Source organism: Pseudomonas putida (genome assembly GCF_028682455.1).
GTDB lineage: Bacteria > Pseudomonadota > Gammaproteobacteria > Pseudomonadales > Pseudomonadaceae > Aquipseudomonas > Aquipseudomonas putida_AA.
Genome location: NZ_JANHLD010000002.1, coordinates 1,399,041 through 1,414,812 on the forward strand (window position 1 = coordinate 1,399,041; position 15,772 = coordinate 1,414,812).

A 15,772-nucleotide genomic window follows, 5' to 3' on the forward strand; every position below is an offset into this window, starting at 1 on the left:
CCCCCAAAAACCAGGATCCAGCATTCACCTCAGAGATAGCTGTTAATTTGAAGGCCAGAGATTTGTGATCCACTAGACATAGCATGTTGCCCTCCAAGCATCCAGGCGATCAGACTACAGTATACTTCCAGCAAAATCATCTATGACCACCCTAGAAGTGATCTGCCATGCACAAAACTCTGATGCTTTCGAAACATAGGCTATGCTGGCTAGCCACGCCCAACACCCCTGTAAACCCTTGTAATCCCTCTACGGCATCCGCGCCTTGTATATTCGCGAAACTTTATAGCCGTGGTAATATTTTACATTGATCGCGTAGAGATACTAGTCGACAGTATCGCCTGCCAGCGGTTGAACGAACTGGCTAGCGATACATCTCTATATAACTCTTGAACTGACAAAATAAGTCTTTATGATCTCAACTGAACAATTGAAACTATAAACCCAATACAAACAAGCAACTATCAAGCCACATATCCTCAGCTCGCCACCTATTGATCTTTTCAATAACCACTTGTGCATTTAGTTTAATCTTGAACTTGCAGCGATCTTTTTTTTGCACCTGGATGGTGAAACAAAATCTCGGTCGAGCTCAGGTTTCCAGCATCACTTTTAAGCAAGTATTTCCTGACCTCAACCAAAGCCGACAACACATTTATATGAATATCTGGCTCATGAACAGCCTTAGCTACCATTCGATAAATATCGGCAGGCAACCATATCGACAATTCCCAACCTAGCTGATCTGCTCGCCGGTACAACTCATCCGAATCCTCACTTCTGAGACGATAAGCCAAGGCTAGATATTCTGCAACTTTAACCGACTGCTCCCTGACTTTTAAATCCCACTTAAGCCCTTCTACAATTTTATTGTTTTCTCGCTGCAGTGACTGCCTTAACTTTTCAGTTACATATAAATTCACTAGAAATGTAAGAACAGAGAAAAGCCCCGCAGTTGACACCACCTCTAAAACCCCGACACCATCCAATATTTACACTCCACCCGCTAATTTTATCGGATCTTATCACCGGACAAGAACCACTGAATACACTAGCACTTGCTTTAAGAATGACTACTTGCTGAGGTCAAGCCACAGTCGACTCACCGCCCCGCCATAATACAACTAGCTCTAGTTCAAAGTGAAAATATTCTAAAATAGACAATCTAATGATTCAGGCATCCAGTTCACTATCACTAACTCAAACGGCACCTCCGCTGCCCCACTCGTTGATTGCCGTTGCTGTAACGGATATCAAAGCACTCGAAGTGGAGGCCCGCGAATGCCCGACGAATGTCCGGGTGGTCGTTGATGCTGACCATCACCTTGCCCTTGCAGCGGCGCATGAAGTCGGCCATGCGCTCGTACTCTTCGAAGGGGAAGTCCACGCCGTAACCGGCAGTCTGCCAATACGGCGGGTCCATGTAGAAGAACGTGTGCGGTCGATCATAGCGCTCAGTGCAGGCGAGCCAGGACAGGTTCTCGACGTAGGTGCCGGCGAGGCGCTGCCACGCGGCGAAAAGGTTTTCCTCAATGCGCAGCAGGTTGATAGCTGGCCCAGTAGTTGCTGTACTGAAGGCCTGCCCGGTGACCTTGCCGCCGAAGGCGTGCTGCTGCAAGTAGAAGAATCGGGCTGCACGCTGAATGTCGGTGAGAATCTCAGGGCGTGTCATCTTCTGCCACTCGAAGATCTGACGAGAGCTGAGTGCCCATTTGAACTGACGCACGAATTCCTCGAGGTGGTTTTGTACCACCCGATAGAGCGTCACCAGGTCGCCATTGAGGTCGTTGAGCACCTCCACCGGCGCGGGTTGCGGGCGCAGGAAGAACAGCGCAGCGCCGCCGGCGAAGACTTCGACATAACATTCATGAGGGGGAAAGAGGGGGATCAAGCGGTCGGCCAGGCGGCGTTTGCCACCCATCCAGGGAATGATTGGATTCGTCATGTGATAGCAAGTCCTTACTGTATGGATAAACAGGTGTTAGGCTCGCCGCGCTTTGTGCACGGAGCAGGAGCCTCGGCTGGACTTGCAGGAAGGGTCTGCGGGTTCGGCGGGCAGCGCGGATGTTGACGCATCCACTCTGCCCGCTCCTTTTCAATTCATCGCGCCAGTGCGCGCACGTAGGCCTGACAGGCCTTCAGGGCGATCAATCCTTGGTCGCCTTCATCGGTGATGCTGACAATTCGTCGAGCATGCGCTGGGTCAAGTTTGACTCGCGTGGCGCCATGAACCACGCCGGTGCTGCCGGTGCCGGTTGGCACCCCACAGCCACCACCCTCGGCGCCGGTGTCGAGTAGGACTGACAGCCGGAGATCAGCAGTAGCGAGGCGGTCACGCAAGCGATCCTGAATCTGTTGAGCACTGAGTAATTCCTTGTAGTGGGTTTCGTCTTCGGCCTGGAGCCGATCCTCCAGCGCTCGCCGGCGCGATTGTTCAGTCGACTGCCACTCGATCACTGCAGTGGCAGCAGCTTCACGCTCGCGTTGAAAGTCACCGGCTTGCTCTGCCAGCGTCTTGCCGTAGCTATTGGCCTGCCACTGCCAGGCGCAACCCCCGCCAACGGCAAGCCCCAACAGCATTGCCAGCACCGCCAGGCGCCAATCCAAGGCTTTCACTGCAGCACTTCCAGGGCGCGCTGATACAGCGCCTTGCGATCATCCAGGCCGTTGGTGCCGCCATTGATGCGCTTGGTGATGGCCAGAAAGTCGCCCTTGTCTGCCAGGGAGTTGAGCCCTCTGCCCTGCCAAAACCAACCGGCCGACATCGCGGCATAGACCGGCTGCTCGAGCAGCTCCGGGGTGTTGAGCAATCGACTGTCGCCGAACAGCGCTTCGCTGCAGGCCTCGTAGTTGTCGTGCCCTGTAATCTGAATCAATCCCCGGCCGCGATACTTCTGGCCATCGCCATCGGCTTCGGGAGTGTTGCCCAGGCGCTGGGCCAGGTGGCCGGTGTCGTACTTGGCGAGGTAGGCATTGCCGCCCAGTTCTCGGACGTAACGCAGTTGGCCGGATTCGTGACCGATCTGGGCGATGAATGCTGCGATGCGCAGTCGCGTGATGATGCTGTATTTACCCATCGCGGCATTGAGACCAGGAACAAAAACGCCGGCGTTGCGGCCGGCGTCGGGGAGGATCTGCAGCAGCTGCTGCGCGGTGATAGCCATAAGTGTTTCTCCATTGCTGACCACTCAGGTCGTTAGGGTTGTAGGTCCACGGTCTTGAGCTCTTTGGATTCTTTAGTCTTCTTGTCGCCGGCCTTGGCTTTGCCTTTCTTGCCGCCGTTGCATTCGACGGTCGTGGTCCAGCCGGACTGGGTGAACACCTGCTCGACCGAATCCACCAGGTACTCGCCATCGAGGCCGGCTTTGAAGCCCTGGGCATTAACCAGGCGCTCGGCAAACAGATCCGTGCGGCCGGCCATTTCCAGGCGTACACCAGCGGTGCTGCGATTGAACGCAGCCAAGCGCGCCTTGCCGGCCTGTTCGGCGGCAGTCTTGTTCGGGTAGATATGACGGTCGGTATGCACCGGCGGCAGGCCGTTGGGAGACTCGTCGTTCTCCAGGTCGACTACTTTCAGTTCGCCCGACTTCTCGTCCTGATGCTTGGTCTGCACGCCCTTGTGGGTGGTCTTGTCACTGACCCGGAACTGATAGCGGCTCACGTCCTGGCGGGTGATGGTGACGGTGCCCAGGGCCTTGCCGCTTGCGCTCTGCCCCGCCTGACGCGGCAGCACCAACAACTTGCCGTCGCCGACCTTAGCGGTGCAGTCATACTGCTTGGCCAGGCGGGTGATGAAGTTAAAGTCCGACTCGTTGAGCTGGTCGACGCGGGGCACCTTGCTGGCCACCGGGCAGACCGGCTCCCAGCCATTGCGAGCCGCGATGTCATGCACAATCTGCTGCAGGGCCACGCCTTCCCAACTACCGCTGCGAGTGGTCTTGCCGCTACCGCGCATGTCACTGGCCTTGCCGCGAATGACCAAGCTGTCAGGTGGGCCCGACAGCTCGACCTCATCCACCGTGTAACGGCCCAAGCGGGTCAGAGCCTGGCTGGCATAGCCCAGGAACACTTCGATGTTGGCGCCGCGACGCGGCAGCAACACCGCCTGATCACGGTCATCGATGCGCAGCTCAAACTCATCGGACTCCATCCCCGGCTTGTCACTGGTGCGCAGCGACAACAGCCGGTCGTTGATCATCGCGGAGATGTCTCTGCCGTCCGCGACGATGCGAAAAGTGGGTTTCATGCTTGGGACTCCAGAAAAGCGAAACCCCGCACGGGGCGGGGCTTCATCGTTATGCGTAATGCGGGATCAATCCCACAACTGCACCAGCGCATCGGTTGGCGCCGGCAGGTCCGGCAGGTGAAACACCAGGCCGGCGCGGTACGGCTGCGCCTGCCTGGCCAGGTCGGGGTTGGCCTCGAGCACCGCCTCTACCGTGCCGTTGAGGTGTCCGTAATGGTGCTGACAGATCACATCGAGCAAATCCCCGTCAGACGTTCTGCAGGTCGCCGCCATAGCTCACAAACTCCAGGCTGAAGGACTGTTTACGCGGGATACCACCGGCAAGCAGGTGGCTTTGTTCTTCGTCCAGACTGAGCAAGCACCAGCTGCCCAGCACCTCGCCATAGCCTGTGATCAGGCTCAGCGGCTCCAGAGCCCTGCCGATACTGCGCAGGGTATCCAGTTGCTTGAGCCCGCCCTTGAAGCCAGGAAAGATCGCGCCCTTGAGGCTCAGCTTATCCTCGCCCTGGCCGATGGCCTGCTGGGCAATACTGCGGCTCAAGCGCTCCTGGCCAGCCCAGCGAAACGCGGTCTGCCGGCGTAGCTCATCGAACGCCGCCGTGTTGAGGTTGAAGTAATACGGCCTAGCATCCGGCCGCAGTGGCTGAATGATGAGCAGGTGCGGGAACGGCGTGACCGACTCAGCCGCCGGGGTCGCCAGCGGCGAAAAGCTCGACGTCGACACCACGTTGGCCAGCGACGGGCTCAGCTTGCCCACCACTTTGTTGATTGCCTCCCCTGCCCGGGCTGACTGCTCCTTGAGCGTGCCCATGCGCGCCTGGATCTGGGACATTCCCGAGGTGGCCTGGCCATACATGGCCGCGACCTCGCCCACCTTGGACTGGGCCAGGTTGATGCCGCGCATGGTGCGCTGTAGCTTCGCGCCCACTTCTGGCCCCACAAACGGGATACTTTCCAGCTCAGACGCGGCGCCGGTGATGTCGCCGATAGCGCCATTCATAGGCCCCAACATGCCGTCGAGCCCCTGCCGGCCGGCCTCCCCGGCTTGCACCAGGGATTTCAAACCGGACTCCATCTGTTCCATGTAGGGCATTGCCCCTCCTTATGCAGCGTGCGGCGCATCGAGCAGGCTTCGCGCCTGCACCTGCCGCTGGATTTCCTCGACGTGCTTACGCCAATACGGCTCAAGCTCCTGAGCCAATTGCCCCGGGTCTTTCACATCGCCTTCCACGGTGAAGGTCATCGGCGCCGAGATTTCAATGGACTGCTCATACTTCGGTGGCTCCTGCTTGACCGGCGGTGGTGGATTGAGCAACGCGGGCAGCGCTGCAGGCGGTGGCGGCGCCACGGCCAGCGCGCGAGCTACATCGCCCATCGCTGGCTGGGGCGGTACTGCTTGCCCCTCAGGCCGCACCGGGCCGGCGTCCGGGAACCGGACCTTGTTGCTGACCAGGGCCGGCAGCAAGAACGGGTCTTTGGCATTCGGATCGCGCGGGTCGTAGGACACCGCCGGAGCCTTCTCGGCCAGCAGGGGCGCTGCTGCAGGCGCTGGCATTGCCACAGGCACCGGCATTGCTACTACTACCGGCGCCACAACCGGCTCCGGCCGCGCCAAACCGGCACCAGGGAACCTGACCTTGTTGCTGGCCAGGGCCGGCAGCAAGAACGGGTCTTTAGCATTCGGGTCGCGCGGGTCATAGGACACGGGCAGGGGAACTGCTGCAGGCCCGGACGCCACCTCAACAGTTTTAGCCTGCGGGGTCGCTGGTGCCTTCTCCACCGACGCGCTATCGCCGGCGGCGGCGATTTCCTCCGGCTTTTTCTCCCCGCCGAACCAGCTTTTGCCAAGGAAGCTGCCCAGGCTCTCGCCCCCCATACTGCCGAGGAACGCACCGACGGCGCCACCGACGGCGGTACCGATCACCGGCACCACCGAACCAATCGCCGCACCAGCCGCCATGCCGGCCATCGTCCCCGCCAGGCTGCCCGCAGCCCCGCCGTAACCCTCGGCTTTTTCCTCTTGGGTCTTGGCAGTGACCGCCGTGGTCAAGGTGTTAATGCCGGCATCGAGCATCACTCCGCCCGGCATTAACCGGCCGGCCTTGCCCAACTTGCCCGAAGCGCCAAGCAGCTTGGCAAACCGCCCTGGTGCAATGGCAGGGGCAGCCATCTTCGGCGCGGGAGTAGCCCGCCCCGCCGCTCGCCGCTGACGACGACGCGACCGACGCGACCCTGCAGGGGCCGGCCCAGCAGCACCCAGACCGCCGATGGCGTTGGCATTGACGACAAACACGCGCTGCGGCTCCTTGCTGCTGCCGGCGTTGTCGTCATTGCTGGCCCCCAATAGACCACCCAACGCCTTGATACCGGCGTCCACGGGTTTGATACCGGTTTGCGGGCCTTTCTCTGCCACAGCGTTCGCAACGTCGCCCAACCCCTTGGAGCCAGCACGTCCGAGCATCACGCCTCGCCCAATGTTGGCCACGCCCCGAGCAATCTTGAGGCCGCTCAGAATCGTCTTCAGCGCCACGAACCCGGCACCGGCGGCGGCAAGACCCAGCACGACCGTCTGCGAGCCATCCGACAAATTAGTCAGCCCCTGGGCCACCGCCTTGATGCCCTTGGCCACCAGGTCAGTCGCCGGGCGAATGGCATCACCGATACTGCGCATGGCGTCATTAGCCGCTTGCCCCGTCTCGGCCCACATCTGCGCCGAGGACTCGCGGCGTTCGGCCAGGTTCTTGTCGAGAATGCCTGCCGCGTTCTTCGAGTCGTTTTTCAGCTGCTCATACAGACCACGGTTGGCCGCATAGGCCGTCAGTGCCGCCTTGACCTGCATATCGGCGAAGATATCGCCGGTGCGCAGGGACTTCTCCAGCGCCTCAAGCTGCGCCTTGGCTTTCTCAGGATCGGTTTCCTTGTCGATATTGGCCTGGGCTTCGGCCATCTTCGCGGCCTTGGCCGGGTCGGTGGCCTCGACGTACTTCATGGCCAGGGCAAAGCTGGATTCTAGGGTCGACATACCCTTTTGAATGCCCGAGTTCAGCGACCTCTGATAGTCGATACCGGCATCCGCGTAGGCCTTGACCACATCCCCGGAACCGATCTTTTCCATCCAGTTCTTGAGGTTGTTGGCCGCCTCGTCCGAGCCGCCGGCGGTCTTCATCTGTACCTGCAGCATCGCCCCCAGCGAGCTAACCGCATCCAGGCCGGTGCTGCCGTTTTTCTCCATGCCTGCCAACAGTTGCGGAAACCACTTGGCCATGTCAGCAGCTTCAAAGCTGCCCGCCTGGCCTTGCTTGGCGATAGCCTCAAGGGCCTGCTGCATCACCTTCGGGTCGGTGATCTTGGCGTTCTGCTCCAGCGCCTGAATCATACTCGCCGTGTCGACGCCGCTAGCCCCCTGGCCAATGGCGAACTTGGCCGCCACTGGCGCATAGGCCAACGCCTTGTCCAGCTCCATGCCAGCGCCGACCAGTTGGTTAACCAGGTCGGCCACGTCATTGCGCGCCATGCCGGTATCTTGCGAAGTCTGGATGACAGTGCGGGTCATCTGCACTTCTTCCGGCTTGTTGGCTACGTTCGCCTTAATCGCAATGTCACGGATGATCGCCTGATAGTCCGCGCTGATCTTGCCCGCCACACCCAGCGCGCCCACGCCGATCACTGCCTGGCCAACGCTCGACTTCACCCCGGCCTTGCCCTGCTCAATCTGCTGATGTCCCTTGATCTGCAGATCGGCCGACTTGGCGGCACGGCCCAGGCGTTGATACTCGCGGTTCAGTCGCCCTACTTCGACACCCTGCTTGCGCAGACTTTCCAGGTTACCGTCCAGTTTGCGCAGCAACCCGGCCGCCGAGGCCGCGCCGCTGTCGTGCGCTTTCTTCCACTCGCGCAGGCGAATGGTTTCGCCGATGGTGCTCTTCAACACCTTGGCCTTGTTGCCCTGCTGCTCCAGCTTCCTGATGCCGCTGGTCACCGTATTGAAGGCCGCCCCTACCGACGAACTGACAGCACCGCCGATGACCAGCCCTAACGACAGTTTGTTCGCCATGACTCCCCCTTAAGTGCGGGCTCAATCCGTGAGCCACCAGACCATGTCGCTGTAAGACATGGTCATGATCTCTTCAGCAGAAAAATTCAGTTCAGCAGCCAGTCGCTTGGCTGCCAGCTTCTGCAGGGCTGGGTCAAAGCTCGTCGTCTTGCACCAGGCGAAAATAGCCGGCCTGCACGCGGGCATAGTCCTTGAGGGTCAGGCCCTCCAGATCCTTGGGCCCGACCTCAGCCAGGGAGGCGAACAGGTTCATTTCGCGTTGTTCATCATCGCTGCCGGCGGTCTGCTGGGCGGCGCGAATATCGCGTACGGTCGGGGCCCGCAAACGCAGCGTGTCGACTTGCACGCCATTGGCTTCGGTGGGCTTGGTCAGCGTGACGATAACGGCGTCGGCAGTCAGCTTCAGGAACGATGGGATCTTGATTGCATTGCTCATGGGGAATCTCCTTACAGGCCAAGGGCCGAACGTTGAGCAGTGAGTTGGTCGACGCCGTTGATGACGCGCTTCATGCCAATCGGGTCGATCTCGTAAATGGTCTGGTTCTTGACCTCCAGCTTGTAATAGGTCAACGCGACGTTGTGCTTGATCTCAGCCTTGTCGCCGGGCTTCCAGTCGCCCATGTCCACCTCTTTCAGCGAGCCGCGCAGCGTGACAACCACCGGGTTGATCTCGCCCTTCAGCCCTTTGAAGGCGCCACGGAATGTGCCGTTGAACGCAGTGCCGTCGGCCAGGCCGAAGTTCTTCAGCGACTCACGGCGCACGCCGGTGGTGACAAAGCCGGCCTCCTGCTTCTCCATGCCCAGGTCCATTTCCACCGGCATGTCCATGCCGCCGGCGCGGTGCTCTTCCGTCTTCAGGGTGAGCTTGGGCAGGGTCAGGCTGGGCACATCGCCTTGGAAGCTGATGCCATCCACGAACAGGTTCATGTTGGCCAGAATCTCGGGAATCATTGCCATGTGTGCGGCTCCTTAAGCGGCTTTGTCGAGGACTTCGGTCAGCCACTGGTTGGTGACTTCGACGCGGAAATTGGGGTTTTCAGCCGGCAGAACATCAGTAAAACGGATGTTCCAATACACCTTGCCCTGCTCCAGCTGGCTGGCCGTGTTCAGGTCGGGATCGGCGAAGACTTCAAAGTTGATGATCGCGCCCTGGGATTTGAGGTCGCGCATGAACGCCTGCAGGCCCTCGGTCACGTCCTTGACGTAGGTCGCGGTGATCGAGCGGTCGACCGCCCACTTGTGTCCGTACAGGATCGCGTCCATGACGATATCCATCGTCCGCACGCGAGTAACGAACGCCCACTTCGGGTCGGTGCTCAGCGTGCGGTTGCCCCACAAGCGGAAACCGTCATCACGGATGATGGTGGCAATGTTGGCGTTGTTGAGCAGGTTGGCCCGGCAGCTCGGGTCGCCGTCCAGATACTCGATGGCACGGCCGGTGCCGGTGATGCCGACAAACTCCTTGTTCGACGGCGACGCCCAAAAGCCGTACTCGCTGTCAGTCCAGGCAAACAGGCCCGCGACCCAGGCCGAGCCAGGCGCTTCCGCTTCGCCACTGGTGGCGGTGTCCCAATACTTCACGCCGGGATCGACCAGAAACGCACGCTTGGCGCCGAAGTTCTCGGCGTAGGCCTGGGCCGCTTCGTCGGTGGTGTTCGGGCCGTCGATGATGGCCAGGCCGCGCAGCTTGTCGGCCAGGGCCACCAGAGCGGTACCGACCGCTTGCGTCGCGCTGTGCGTGGGTGCGATCAACAGCCGCGGCTGGGCGTTGAAGCGGCTCTTTCCATCGAGCAGCGCCTGCAGGCCGGTACGGGTGCCGTCGGCCTGCACACCGCCGATGATCGCCGAAGTTTGCGCGGCACCGTCGATGCCCTTGGCAACACCACAGGCGACAATCACCGCCTTGGAGCGCTGATAGATGGCCTGGCAAGCCTTGGTGATGGCCGAGGCCGGGCCGAAGGCGGCGACCGCCTCACGCTCGCTGGTGATCAGCACCAGCTGGTTGGCCTTGGCCGTGGCATCCGCGCCAGGGGTGAAAGTGTCGACCAGGCCGATGATCGAGGACGACGGCAAGGCGATATTGCGCGCGCCGGTGTCGACGTTCGTTACGGTAACGCCGTGAAAGAAACCAGACATTGGAAAGCTCCAGAATGCACAAGGCCGCGACGTACGCGGCCAGAAAGGAAGAAGGCGCCCCAGGTGGGGCTGCAGGTGGTCGGAACCGATCAGAGCAGCAGCGGCACCACCAGTGCGGCCAGCAGGCAGGCAACCAGGGGAAACAGCAGATCGAGGCGCCCATCTGGACTCCAACGCCAGATGCGCAAACCGTCGTACCAGCGCAGGTGACTCAGGTGCAGGGCCCGATCATGGGCCAGCTTGCGCTCGCCGTGGGTGTACTCCCGGCCCAGGAAGAAGAAGACGCCAGCAGCGGCGCCGACCCACTGCCCGGACGGAACGCCGAACAGCGCCAGAAAGCCCCAGATCAGGGCCATGATGAGCAGGCCCGCCAGGGCGTGCTGCAAGTTGGTTTGATTCACGATGCTTACTCCAGGCATAAAAAAACCGCACTCGGCGGCCTAGGGTTGACGTTGAGGGAAGCGGGTCAGGCGGCGTTACCAACGCCCTCGATACTGGCTTGAATAGCCGCAATCGCTTCATCAGCAATCGCCTCGGCGGCGTTGTGACTGGCTGCCTTGAGCAGTCGCTGCTTGCCCATCAGGCGGGCCGCACGGATGGCGTAGAGTGCCGATTCCCAGGCAGTGGCTTGGGCAATGATGGTGTCAGCCGCTGGTTGCGGCTCCAGCTCGGCGGCCTCTGCCCAGGCCTGCACCGCTGGCGGCATGTCGCCGACATAGCCAGCAGCCGCGAAGGCCCGGGCCTCGACAGCAGCACGCTCATACTCCAGGGCGCGCAGCGGGTCGGTCAAAACGGCAGTGCGCGCCGCATCCGCCGCCAAATCGACTTGTTGCGCTGCAACGATCAGAGCCGCCGCCAATGGTAGGGCTGCATAGGCATAACCGGCGTAACTGATACCGCCGTGATCCACACACAGGTTGGTTTTTTTCATGGTATGGCCTCTCCTTACAGAGCCGGAAGGTTAGTTAGAACGTTGTTCAGCGTTGCGGGGTTGGTCCCACCAGGTACGTTCAGAATGTAACGGCCACCAAACCCCGTCGGGAATGTCGTCCCCACGACCTCAAGCAATGTCGCCGCCACGCCAGGACCGACCAGATAAGCGGTGGCGCCCGCCAGGTCAGAGACCTCGCAATCGGTCATTTTCAAGCCCACCAGCATCGACGTGCTGGTGGTGATAGAGCGGACCAAACAGTTGTTCAATCCGCTTGGCACGGGATCAACCCCATTGGCAGTAGGGAGCACGATTTTGACCTCACGCAGGTTCAGCATCGCACCCGAAAACAGCGGGAAGCTCGCAAGCATCTGCGCCCCCGCACCGTTCAACTGATAGGCCGGTCGCAACGAGCGCTTTCCTGCAGCCAAGTCATCGGTGCGAATTGTCAGGTAGCGCCCTTCCAGGCCGTTGATATCGGCGGAGAAGCTGTAATCTGACTGCAGGTAGACCTCGCAGATACCGCCGTAGGGGGTATTGGCCAGCGCCTTGTCGAGGGTCTTCAGCGGCGCACCGATACTGCCATCATTGGTATCGAGGCCGTTCTGTTGGTGGATGCGGAAGACCTTTTTGTTGTTCGGGACTGCGGCGATGGCGGCCGCAACGGCAGCATCAATGCCAGCCTTTTTGCCGTTGAAGTAGTCAATCAGCTGGGTGGTTTTCGTTACCAGGGTGGCAACATCGGTTTCAAGACTCATGGCGTCTTATGCTCCGTGGATGTGTTGGACAACAAGGGTTTGCAGGGCAATCAGCCCAGCCGCGTTACTGATAGCGGCGCTCAGCAGACCTTCACGGTCTGCGTCTTGTCGCTGCTCGGCAGCCTTCATGCGCGACAGTAGGTTGGCGATTTGCTCACCGGCGATACGCTGCTGGCCGGCTTGAACAGCAATCTGATCTTGCTGCTGCAGGCCGCGCAGCTGTTCGGCGATCAGGGCCGATGCCTGGGCTGCCAACGGCCCCGCCAAGGTCAGGTTGAGCCCACCAGGTACGCTGTTGATGATCACGCTGTCAGCCGGCAGCGCGGCCAGCGACACGTCATAGGCCAGCACAAAGTCTGCATCGGCAGGCTTGTAGGTCAGCGCCTCGGTGGGGTGCGACCACACCGCCAACAAGGTGCCGTCACTCAGCAGAAAGCCGATTTCGCGGACCCAGTACGCACGATCATCATCGGCGACAGCGGTCAGGTGAATTTGCGTGCTGCTCAGGCGCTCCCCGCCGGCAATGGGGTACTTGGCGACTTGCGCCTGCAGGCTTTTCTGGTCGGTTCGCGGGGTGTAACCCGCCGAGCCCAGGACGACGTGGGTAATCTCAGCCGACACGCCGGTGTTATCGGCCCGCCAGATCGCGGCCAAGCCGGCCTTGGTAATGACGGGTTGCAAGGGTGTACTCATAGAACAGCCTCCATCGTGCCGCGCACGACAATGCGGAGCCGTACCGCATTAGCGATCTGTAGGCCCTGTTCAGCGTTGATCGGAATGCCCTGCGCCTCGACAGAGCGTCGAACCACGCAGCGCAGGTTGGTAGCGTTGCCCAGCTGTAGGCCCTGCAGGGCCGGATCGAGCGGCACGCCCTGAGCCTCCACCGAGCGGCGGTATACAGTGCGCACCTGGGTGGCGTTGCCCAGGCGAAGCCCACCATCGAATCCAGCCCCCAGGCGAAAGTCATAGTGGCTACGCTCGTTCTTGGCCGCGTCGACGAGGGCGCGCAAACGGGCGTAGAGCTGCGGCGACAGAATCGAGCCTTCGCCGGGGCGGTTGTGGTTGGCCCAGGCGGTCAACTGGAACGTGTACGGCGCGGCACCTGGGATCTGGTGCCATTCCTTGTATTCCGAATTGACCCGCACCGCCTTGAGCACCCGGCGCACAGCGCCTACGGTGCCCTTGGTCTTGTGAATCGGGATCGCCTCCCGTATCAACGCCCTCTGCTGATCCTCGCTATCCGCCGCGTCCCAGCCTTCGACCTTCATGCCCCAGGCCAGCCACGGCAGGAAGCCGGGCGGGCAACGCGCCGAGTCGGCCACGCCCCGAATCACCTCCGGGTCGATTCCCAGGTCACAGGCAACCACCAGAGCCTGCTCCAGATCGGTGGCGTTATGCGGCAGCAGACTCATGCAATCACCTCAGTGGCCAACGTGACGCTGCTGCAACTGGGGTAATGGCGCTTGTCGCTGGTCACATCGGCCAGGGGCTGAGTCAACCGCACCCGACGCACGCCCGTTACGTGTAACGCGGCATAGATCGCCGACAGCGGTAATTGCCCCTCCAGCCGCCGCGCTGCCGCCAGGGCGGCGTCGAGACTGGCACGTGACGCGGCCTTGACCACCGCCGGATCGGGCCCGGCGTCCAGCTCCAGCACCGCCGCCACGTTGAACGCAGTGGGCTGGCCGAGCTGGGCGCGGGGGCTATCCGTCAGCGGCCGCACATCCTCGGCCGACAGTGCCGCCTGCACGCTGGCCACCACCTCGGCGCCCGGTACCGGGCTGTCAAGGCGTGGCAGCACCGCCAGCGACACGTCGCCCGGCAACGGGTTGTCGAGGCCGGCGGCGTAGTCGCAGACCAGCACAATCGCCCCGGCCGGCAACTGCGCCTGCAGCGCTGCTGGGACCGGCACGCCCTTGAACGTCGGCGAATCGACGGAGACACTGGCCACGCTGGCCGACGCGCTCAGCCCGTGAAACTCATAGGCGCCCCGGCTGCCAGCAACCGAAAGCGCCTCCAGTGACAACCGCGTGCGGTAGCGCAACGCCTCGTCACCCTCCATCACCGCCGCCACTGGCGGCACCGCGTCAGGGTCGGCCGGGATTAGGGTCAGCCGCTGCACACCATAGTCGGCCGCACGGTTGTCCAGATCGGTGCCCCGGGCATAGGCCAAAAGGCTCGACTTGGCCGCGTCATTGACTCGGGCCCGGCCGAGCATCTTTTGAAAGGCCGCCACCTCCAGCAACTTGACGATAGGGTCGGACTCCAACAGCGCGGTCCACTGGTCGCCCATCTGCAGGCGAAAGTCGGCCAGCACCTCCTGATACAGCGTTTCAAACTCCAGCGTTTCCACCACCTCAGGCGGTGGCAACAGGGACAGGTCAATCATGCGCGAACCTCCAGGGTGGCCGCCTCTGCCAGGTACTGGCCCGTCAACTGCAGCGTGATCTGGCCACCAACTACCGCCGTGACCCGCACCCGCTCCAGTTTCAAACGCGGCTCCCAGCGCCCCAGGGCGCGAGCCACTTCGGCTTGAACCGCGCTTTTCCAGCCCTCATTGACCGGCAGGTCGACATAACGGCGCAGGTGGCTACCGTACTCCGGCCGCATCCGCCGGCTGCCCAGCGGCGTGGTCAGAATGTCTTCAATGGACTGTCGCAGGTGCGCCAGGCCGGCAATGGGCTGCCCGGTGCGGCGGTCCAGTCCGATCATGGTGGGTTACTCCTGCAGCGGTTTCAGGTCCGGGTGCGCCTGCAGGAACTGCAGCGCCTCGGCGTCATCCGCCGCCACCGTCACCAGGCCACGCTCGACCGGCAACTGGCGACCCTTGGTCAGGATCAGCACGCGGGAGGTGTAAGCCGTATCGCGAAAGGTCACTTGCGCCGCTGTCTCAGCGGCATCGGCGGTTTTCTTGGGGGTAGCCATGTTTGTTCTCCAGGCATGAAAAAGCCCGCACAGGGCGGGCTGGGGTGAATTGGATAGCGGAACTAAGCGCCCGTATGCGTCGAGCCTGTGATAGCTCCGCTTACGGCCTTGGCAATTTCCTTGGGGTCGACCTCGCCGAACACCTGAATACTGACGTTGCGGATTCCTGCGCCCTCTTTGCGGACGTAGCGCCCGAGACTCAGGGCGATGCAAAGACCTTGGGCAATTTCCTCTGGCTCATTGTCACCCGCCATCAGCCGCTTCCAGAAAGAAAGCATGCGGTGATAGTCGAACTCCTGACTGATCTGCCTATCGACCATATTGGAAATTTGGAAGCGATCAAACCCACTGATCGGGCCTAAAGTTATGGTTTCGATCATTCTTTCCTCAGTGCTTGTGGTTTGCCGTGTTACCGGCGGTGTCGATGATTCTGGCGCCACCGAGAATATCGCCCGTTACGCGTAACGTTCCGTTGATCTGCACCTGGCCTGTCAGGGTGATGCTGGCCGCCTCAACGGTAGCCGCCCCCGACTTGGCCGTGATCGCGTCATCCGTCAACACCGCCTCGGTGCTGCCGACCTTGATACTGACGGTGCCGCCGGGCAGGTCGATGGTGTAGGTTTTGGCCTGCCAGTCGTAGACCAGCGAGCCGCCATCATCGAAACGCCATACCTCGACGTGATCGCGGTTATCCGGCTGGGCCCCAGCGTTGCCGTAGAGTC

At 61.4% G+C, this 15,772-nt stretch carries 20 protein-coding genes and 1 pseudogene; all 21 read right to left on the bottom strand.

Annotated features, from left to right (window positions below):
- Positions 1-527 precede the first annotated feature (527 nt).
- Positions 528-989, bottom strand: a complete 462-nt coding sequence (locus NPS58_RS17000; protein WP_274116506.1) for a hypothetical protein — start codon at positions 987-989, stop codon at positions 528-530.
- Between the two features lie 162 nt (positions 990-1,151).
- Positions 1,152-1,945: pseudogene (locus NPS58_RS17005) on the bottom strand (DNA adenine methylase).
- A 155-nt stretch (positions 1,946-2,100) separates the two neighbouring features.
- Complete coding sequence (locus NPS58_RS17010) at positions 2,101-2,616, bottom strand: lysis system i-spanin subunit Rz (RefSeq protein WP_274116507.1); 516 nt, start codon at positions 2,614-2,616, stop codon at positions 2,101-2,103.
- Complete coding sequence (locus NPS58_RS17015) at positions 2,613-3,164, bottom strand: glycoside hydrolase family 19 protein (protein WP_274116508.1); 552 nt, start codon at positions 3,162-3,164, stop codon at positions 2,613-2,615. Before NPS58_RS17015 ends, NPS58_RS17010 begins: the two co-directional genes overlap by 4 nt.
- Positions 3,165-3,196: 32 nt before the next feature.
- Entirely contained in the window at positions 3,197-4,246 is a 1,050-nt protein-coding gene (locus tag NPS58_RS17020; protein ID WP_274116509.1) for a phage late control D family protein, read from the bottom strand.
- 66 nt (positions 4,247-4,312) lie between these two features.
- Positions 4,313-4,519, bottom strand: coding sequence for a tail protein X (locus NPS58_RS17025; RefSeq protein ID WP_274113251.1), 207 nt, complete (start codon positions 4,517-4,519; stop codon positions 4,313-4,315).
- A complete protein-coding gene (locus NPS58_RS17030) occupies positions 4,494-5,339 on the bottom strand; it encodes a phage tail protein (protein ID WP_274116510.1) in 846 nt (281 codons plus the stop codon). The genes NPS58_RS17025 and NPS58_RS17030 overlap by 26 nt, the downstream gene beginning before the upstream one ends.
- Positions 5,340-5,348: 9 nt before the next feature.
- Positions 5,349-8,300 (bottom strand): phage tail tape measure protein, encoded by a 2,952-nt coding sequence (locus NPS58_RS17035; RefSeq protein WP_274116511.1) that lies wholly within the window; start codon positions 8,298-8,300, stop codon positions 5,349-5,351.
- 133 nt (positions 8,301-8,433) lie between these two features.
- Positions 8,434-8,736, bottom strand: coding sequence for a phage tail assembly protein (locus NPS58_RS17040; protein WP_274116512.1), 303 nt, complete (start codon positions 8,734-8,736; stop codon positions 8,434-8,436).
- 11 nt (positions 8,737-8,747) lie between these two features.
- Positions 8,748-9,257, bottom strand: a complete 510-nt coding sequence (locus tag NPS58_RS17045; protein ID WP_274116513.1) for a phage major tail tube protein — start codon at positions 9,255-9,257, stop codon at positions 8,748-8,750.
- A 12-nt stretch (positions 9,258-9,269) separates the two neighbouring features.
- Positions 9,270-10,436: a phage tail sheath family protein gene (locus NPS58_RS17050; protein WP_274116514.1), complete on the bottom strand. Its 1,167-nt coding sequence runs from the start codon at positions 10,434-10,436 to the stop codon at positions 9,270-9,272.
- A gap of 89 nt (positions 10,437-10,525) precedes the next feature.
- Complete coding sequence (locus NPS58_RS17055; protein ID WP_274116515.1) at positions 10,526-10,837, bottom strand: hypothetical protein; 312 nt, start codon at positions 10,835-10,837, stop codon at positions 10,526-10,528.
- 65 nt (positions 10,838-10,902) lie between these two features.
- Positions 10,903-11,367: a hypothetical protein gene (locus tag NPS58_RS17060; protein WP_274116516.1), complete on the bottom strand. Its 465-nt coding sequence runs from the start codon at positions 11,365-11,367 to the stop codon at positions 10,903-10,905.
- Positions 11,368-11,381: 14 nt separating this feature from the next.
- Positions 11,382-12,125 (bottom strand): hypothetical protein, encoded by a 744-nt coding sequence (locus NPS58_RS17065; RefSeq protein ID WP_274116517.1) that lies wholly within the window; start codon positions 12,123-12,125, stop codon positions 11,382-11,384.
- Between the two features lie 6 nt (positions 12,126-12,131).
- Positions 12,132-12,818 (bottom strand): phage tail protein, encoded by a 687-nt coding sequence (locus NPS58_RS17070; protein ID WP_274116518.1) that lies wholly within the window; start codon positions 12,816-12,818, stop codon positions 12,132-12,134.
- Positions 12,815-13,537, bottom strand: a complete 723-nt coding sequence (locus NPS58_RS17075; protein WP_274116519.1) for a phage tail protein I — start codon at positions 13,535-13,537, stop codon at positions 12,815-12,817. The genes NPS58_RS17070 and NPS58_RS17075 overlap by 4 nt, the downstream gene beginning before the upstream one ends.
- On the bottom strand, positions 13,534-14,514 hold the full coding sequence (locus tag NPS58_RS17080; protein WP_274116520.1) for a baseplate assembly protein: 981 nt from the start codon (positions 14,512-14,514) through the stop codon (positions 13,534-13,536). The genes NPS58_RS17075 and NPS58_RS17080 overlap by 4 nt, the downstream gene beginning before the upstream one ends.
- On the bottom strand, positions 14,511-14,837 hold the full coding sequence (locus NPS58_RS17085) for a GPW/gp25 family protein (protein WP_274116521.1): 327 nt from the start codon (positions 14,835-14,837) through the stop codon (positions 14,511-14,513). Before NPS58_RS17085 ends, NPS58_RS17080 begins: the two co-directional genes overlap by 4 nt.
- A gap of 6 nt (positions 14,838-14,843) precedes the next feature.
- Complete coding sequence (locus tag NPS58_RS17090) at positions 14,844-15,050, bottom strand: hypothetical protein (protein ID WP_274113228.1); 207 nt, start codon at positions 15,048-15,050, stop codon at positions 14,844-14,846.
- A 62-nt stretch (positions 15,051-15,112) separates the two neighbouring features.
- Positions 15,113-15,430 (bottom strand): hypothetical protein, encoded by a 318-nt coding sequence (locus tag NPS58_RS17095; RefSeq protein ID WP_274116522.1) that lies wholly within the window; start codon positions 15,428-15,430, stop codon positions 15,113-15,115.
- Positions 15,431-15,437: 7 nt separating this feature from the next.
- Positions 15,438-15,772 (bottom strand): phage baseplate assembly protein V (locus NPS58_RS17100; protein ID WP_274116523.1); only part of this gene is annotated, 335 nt, incomplete at its 5' end.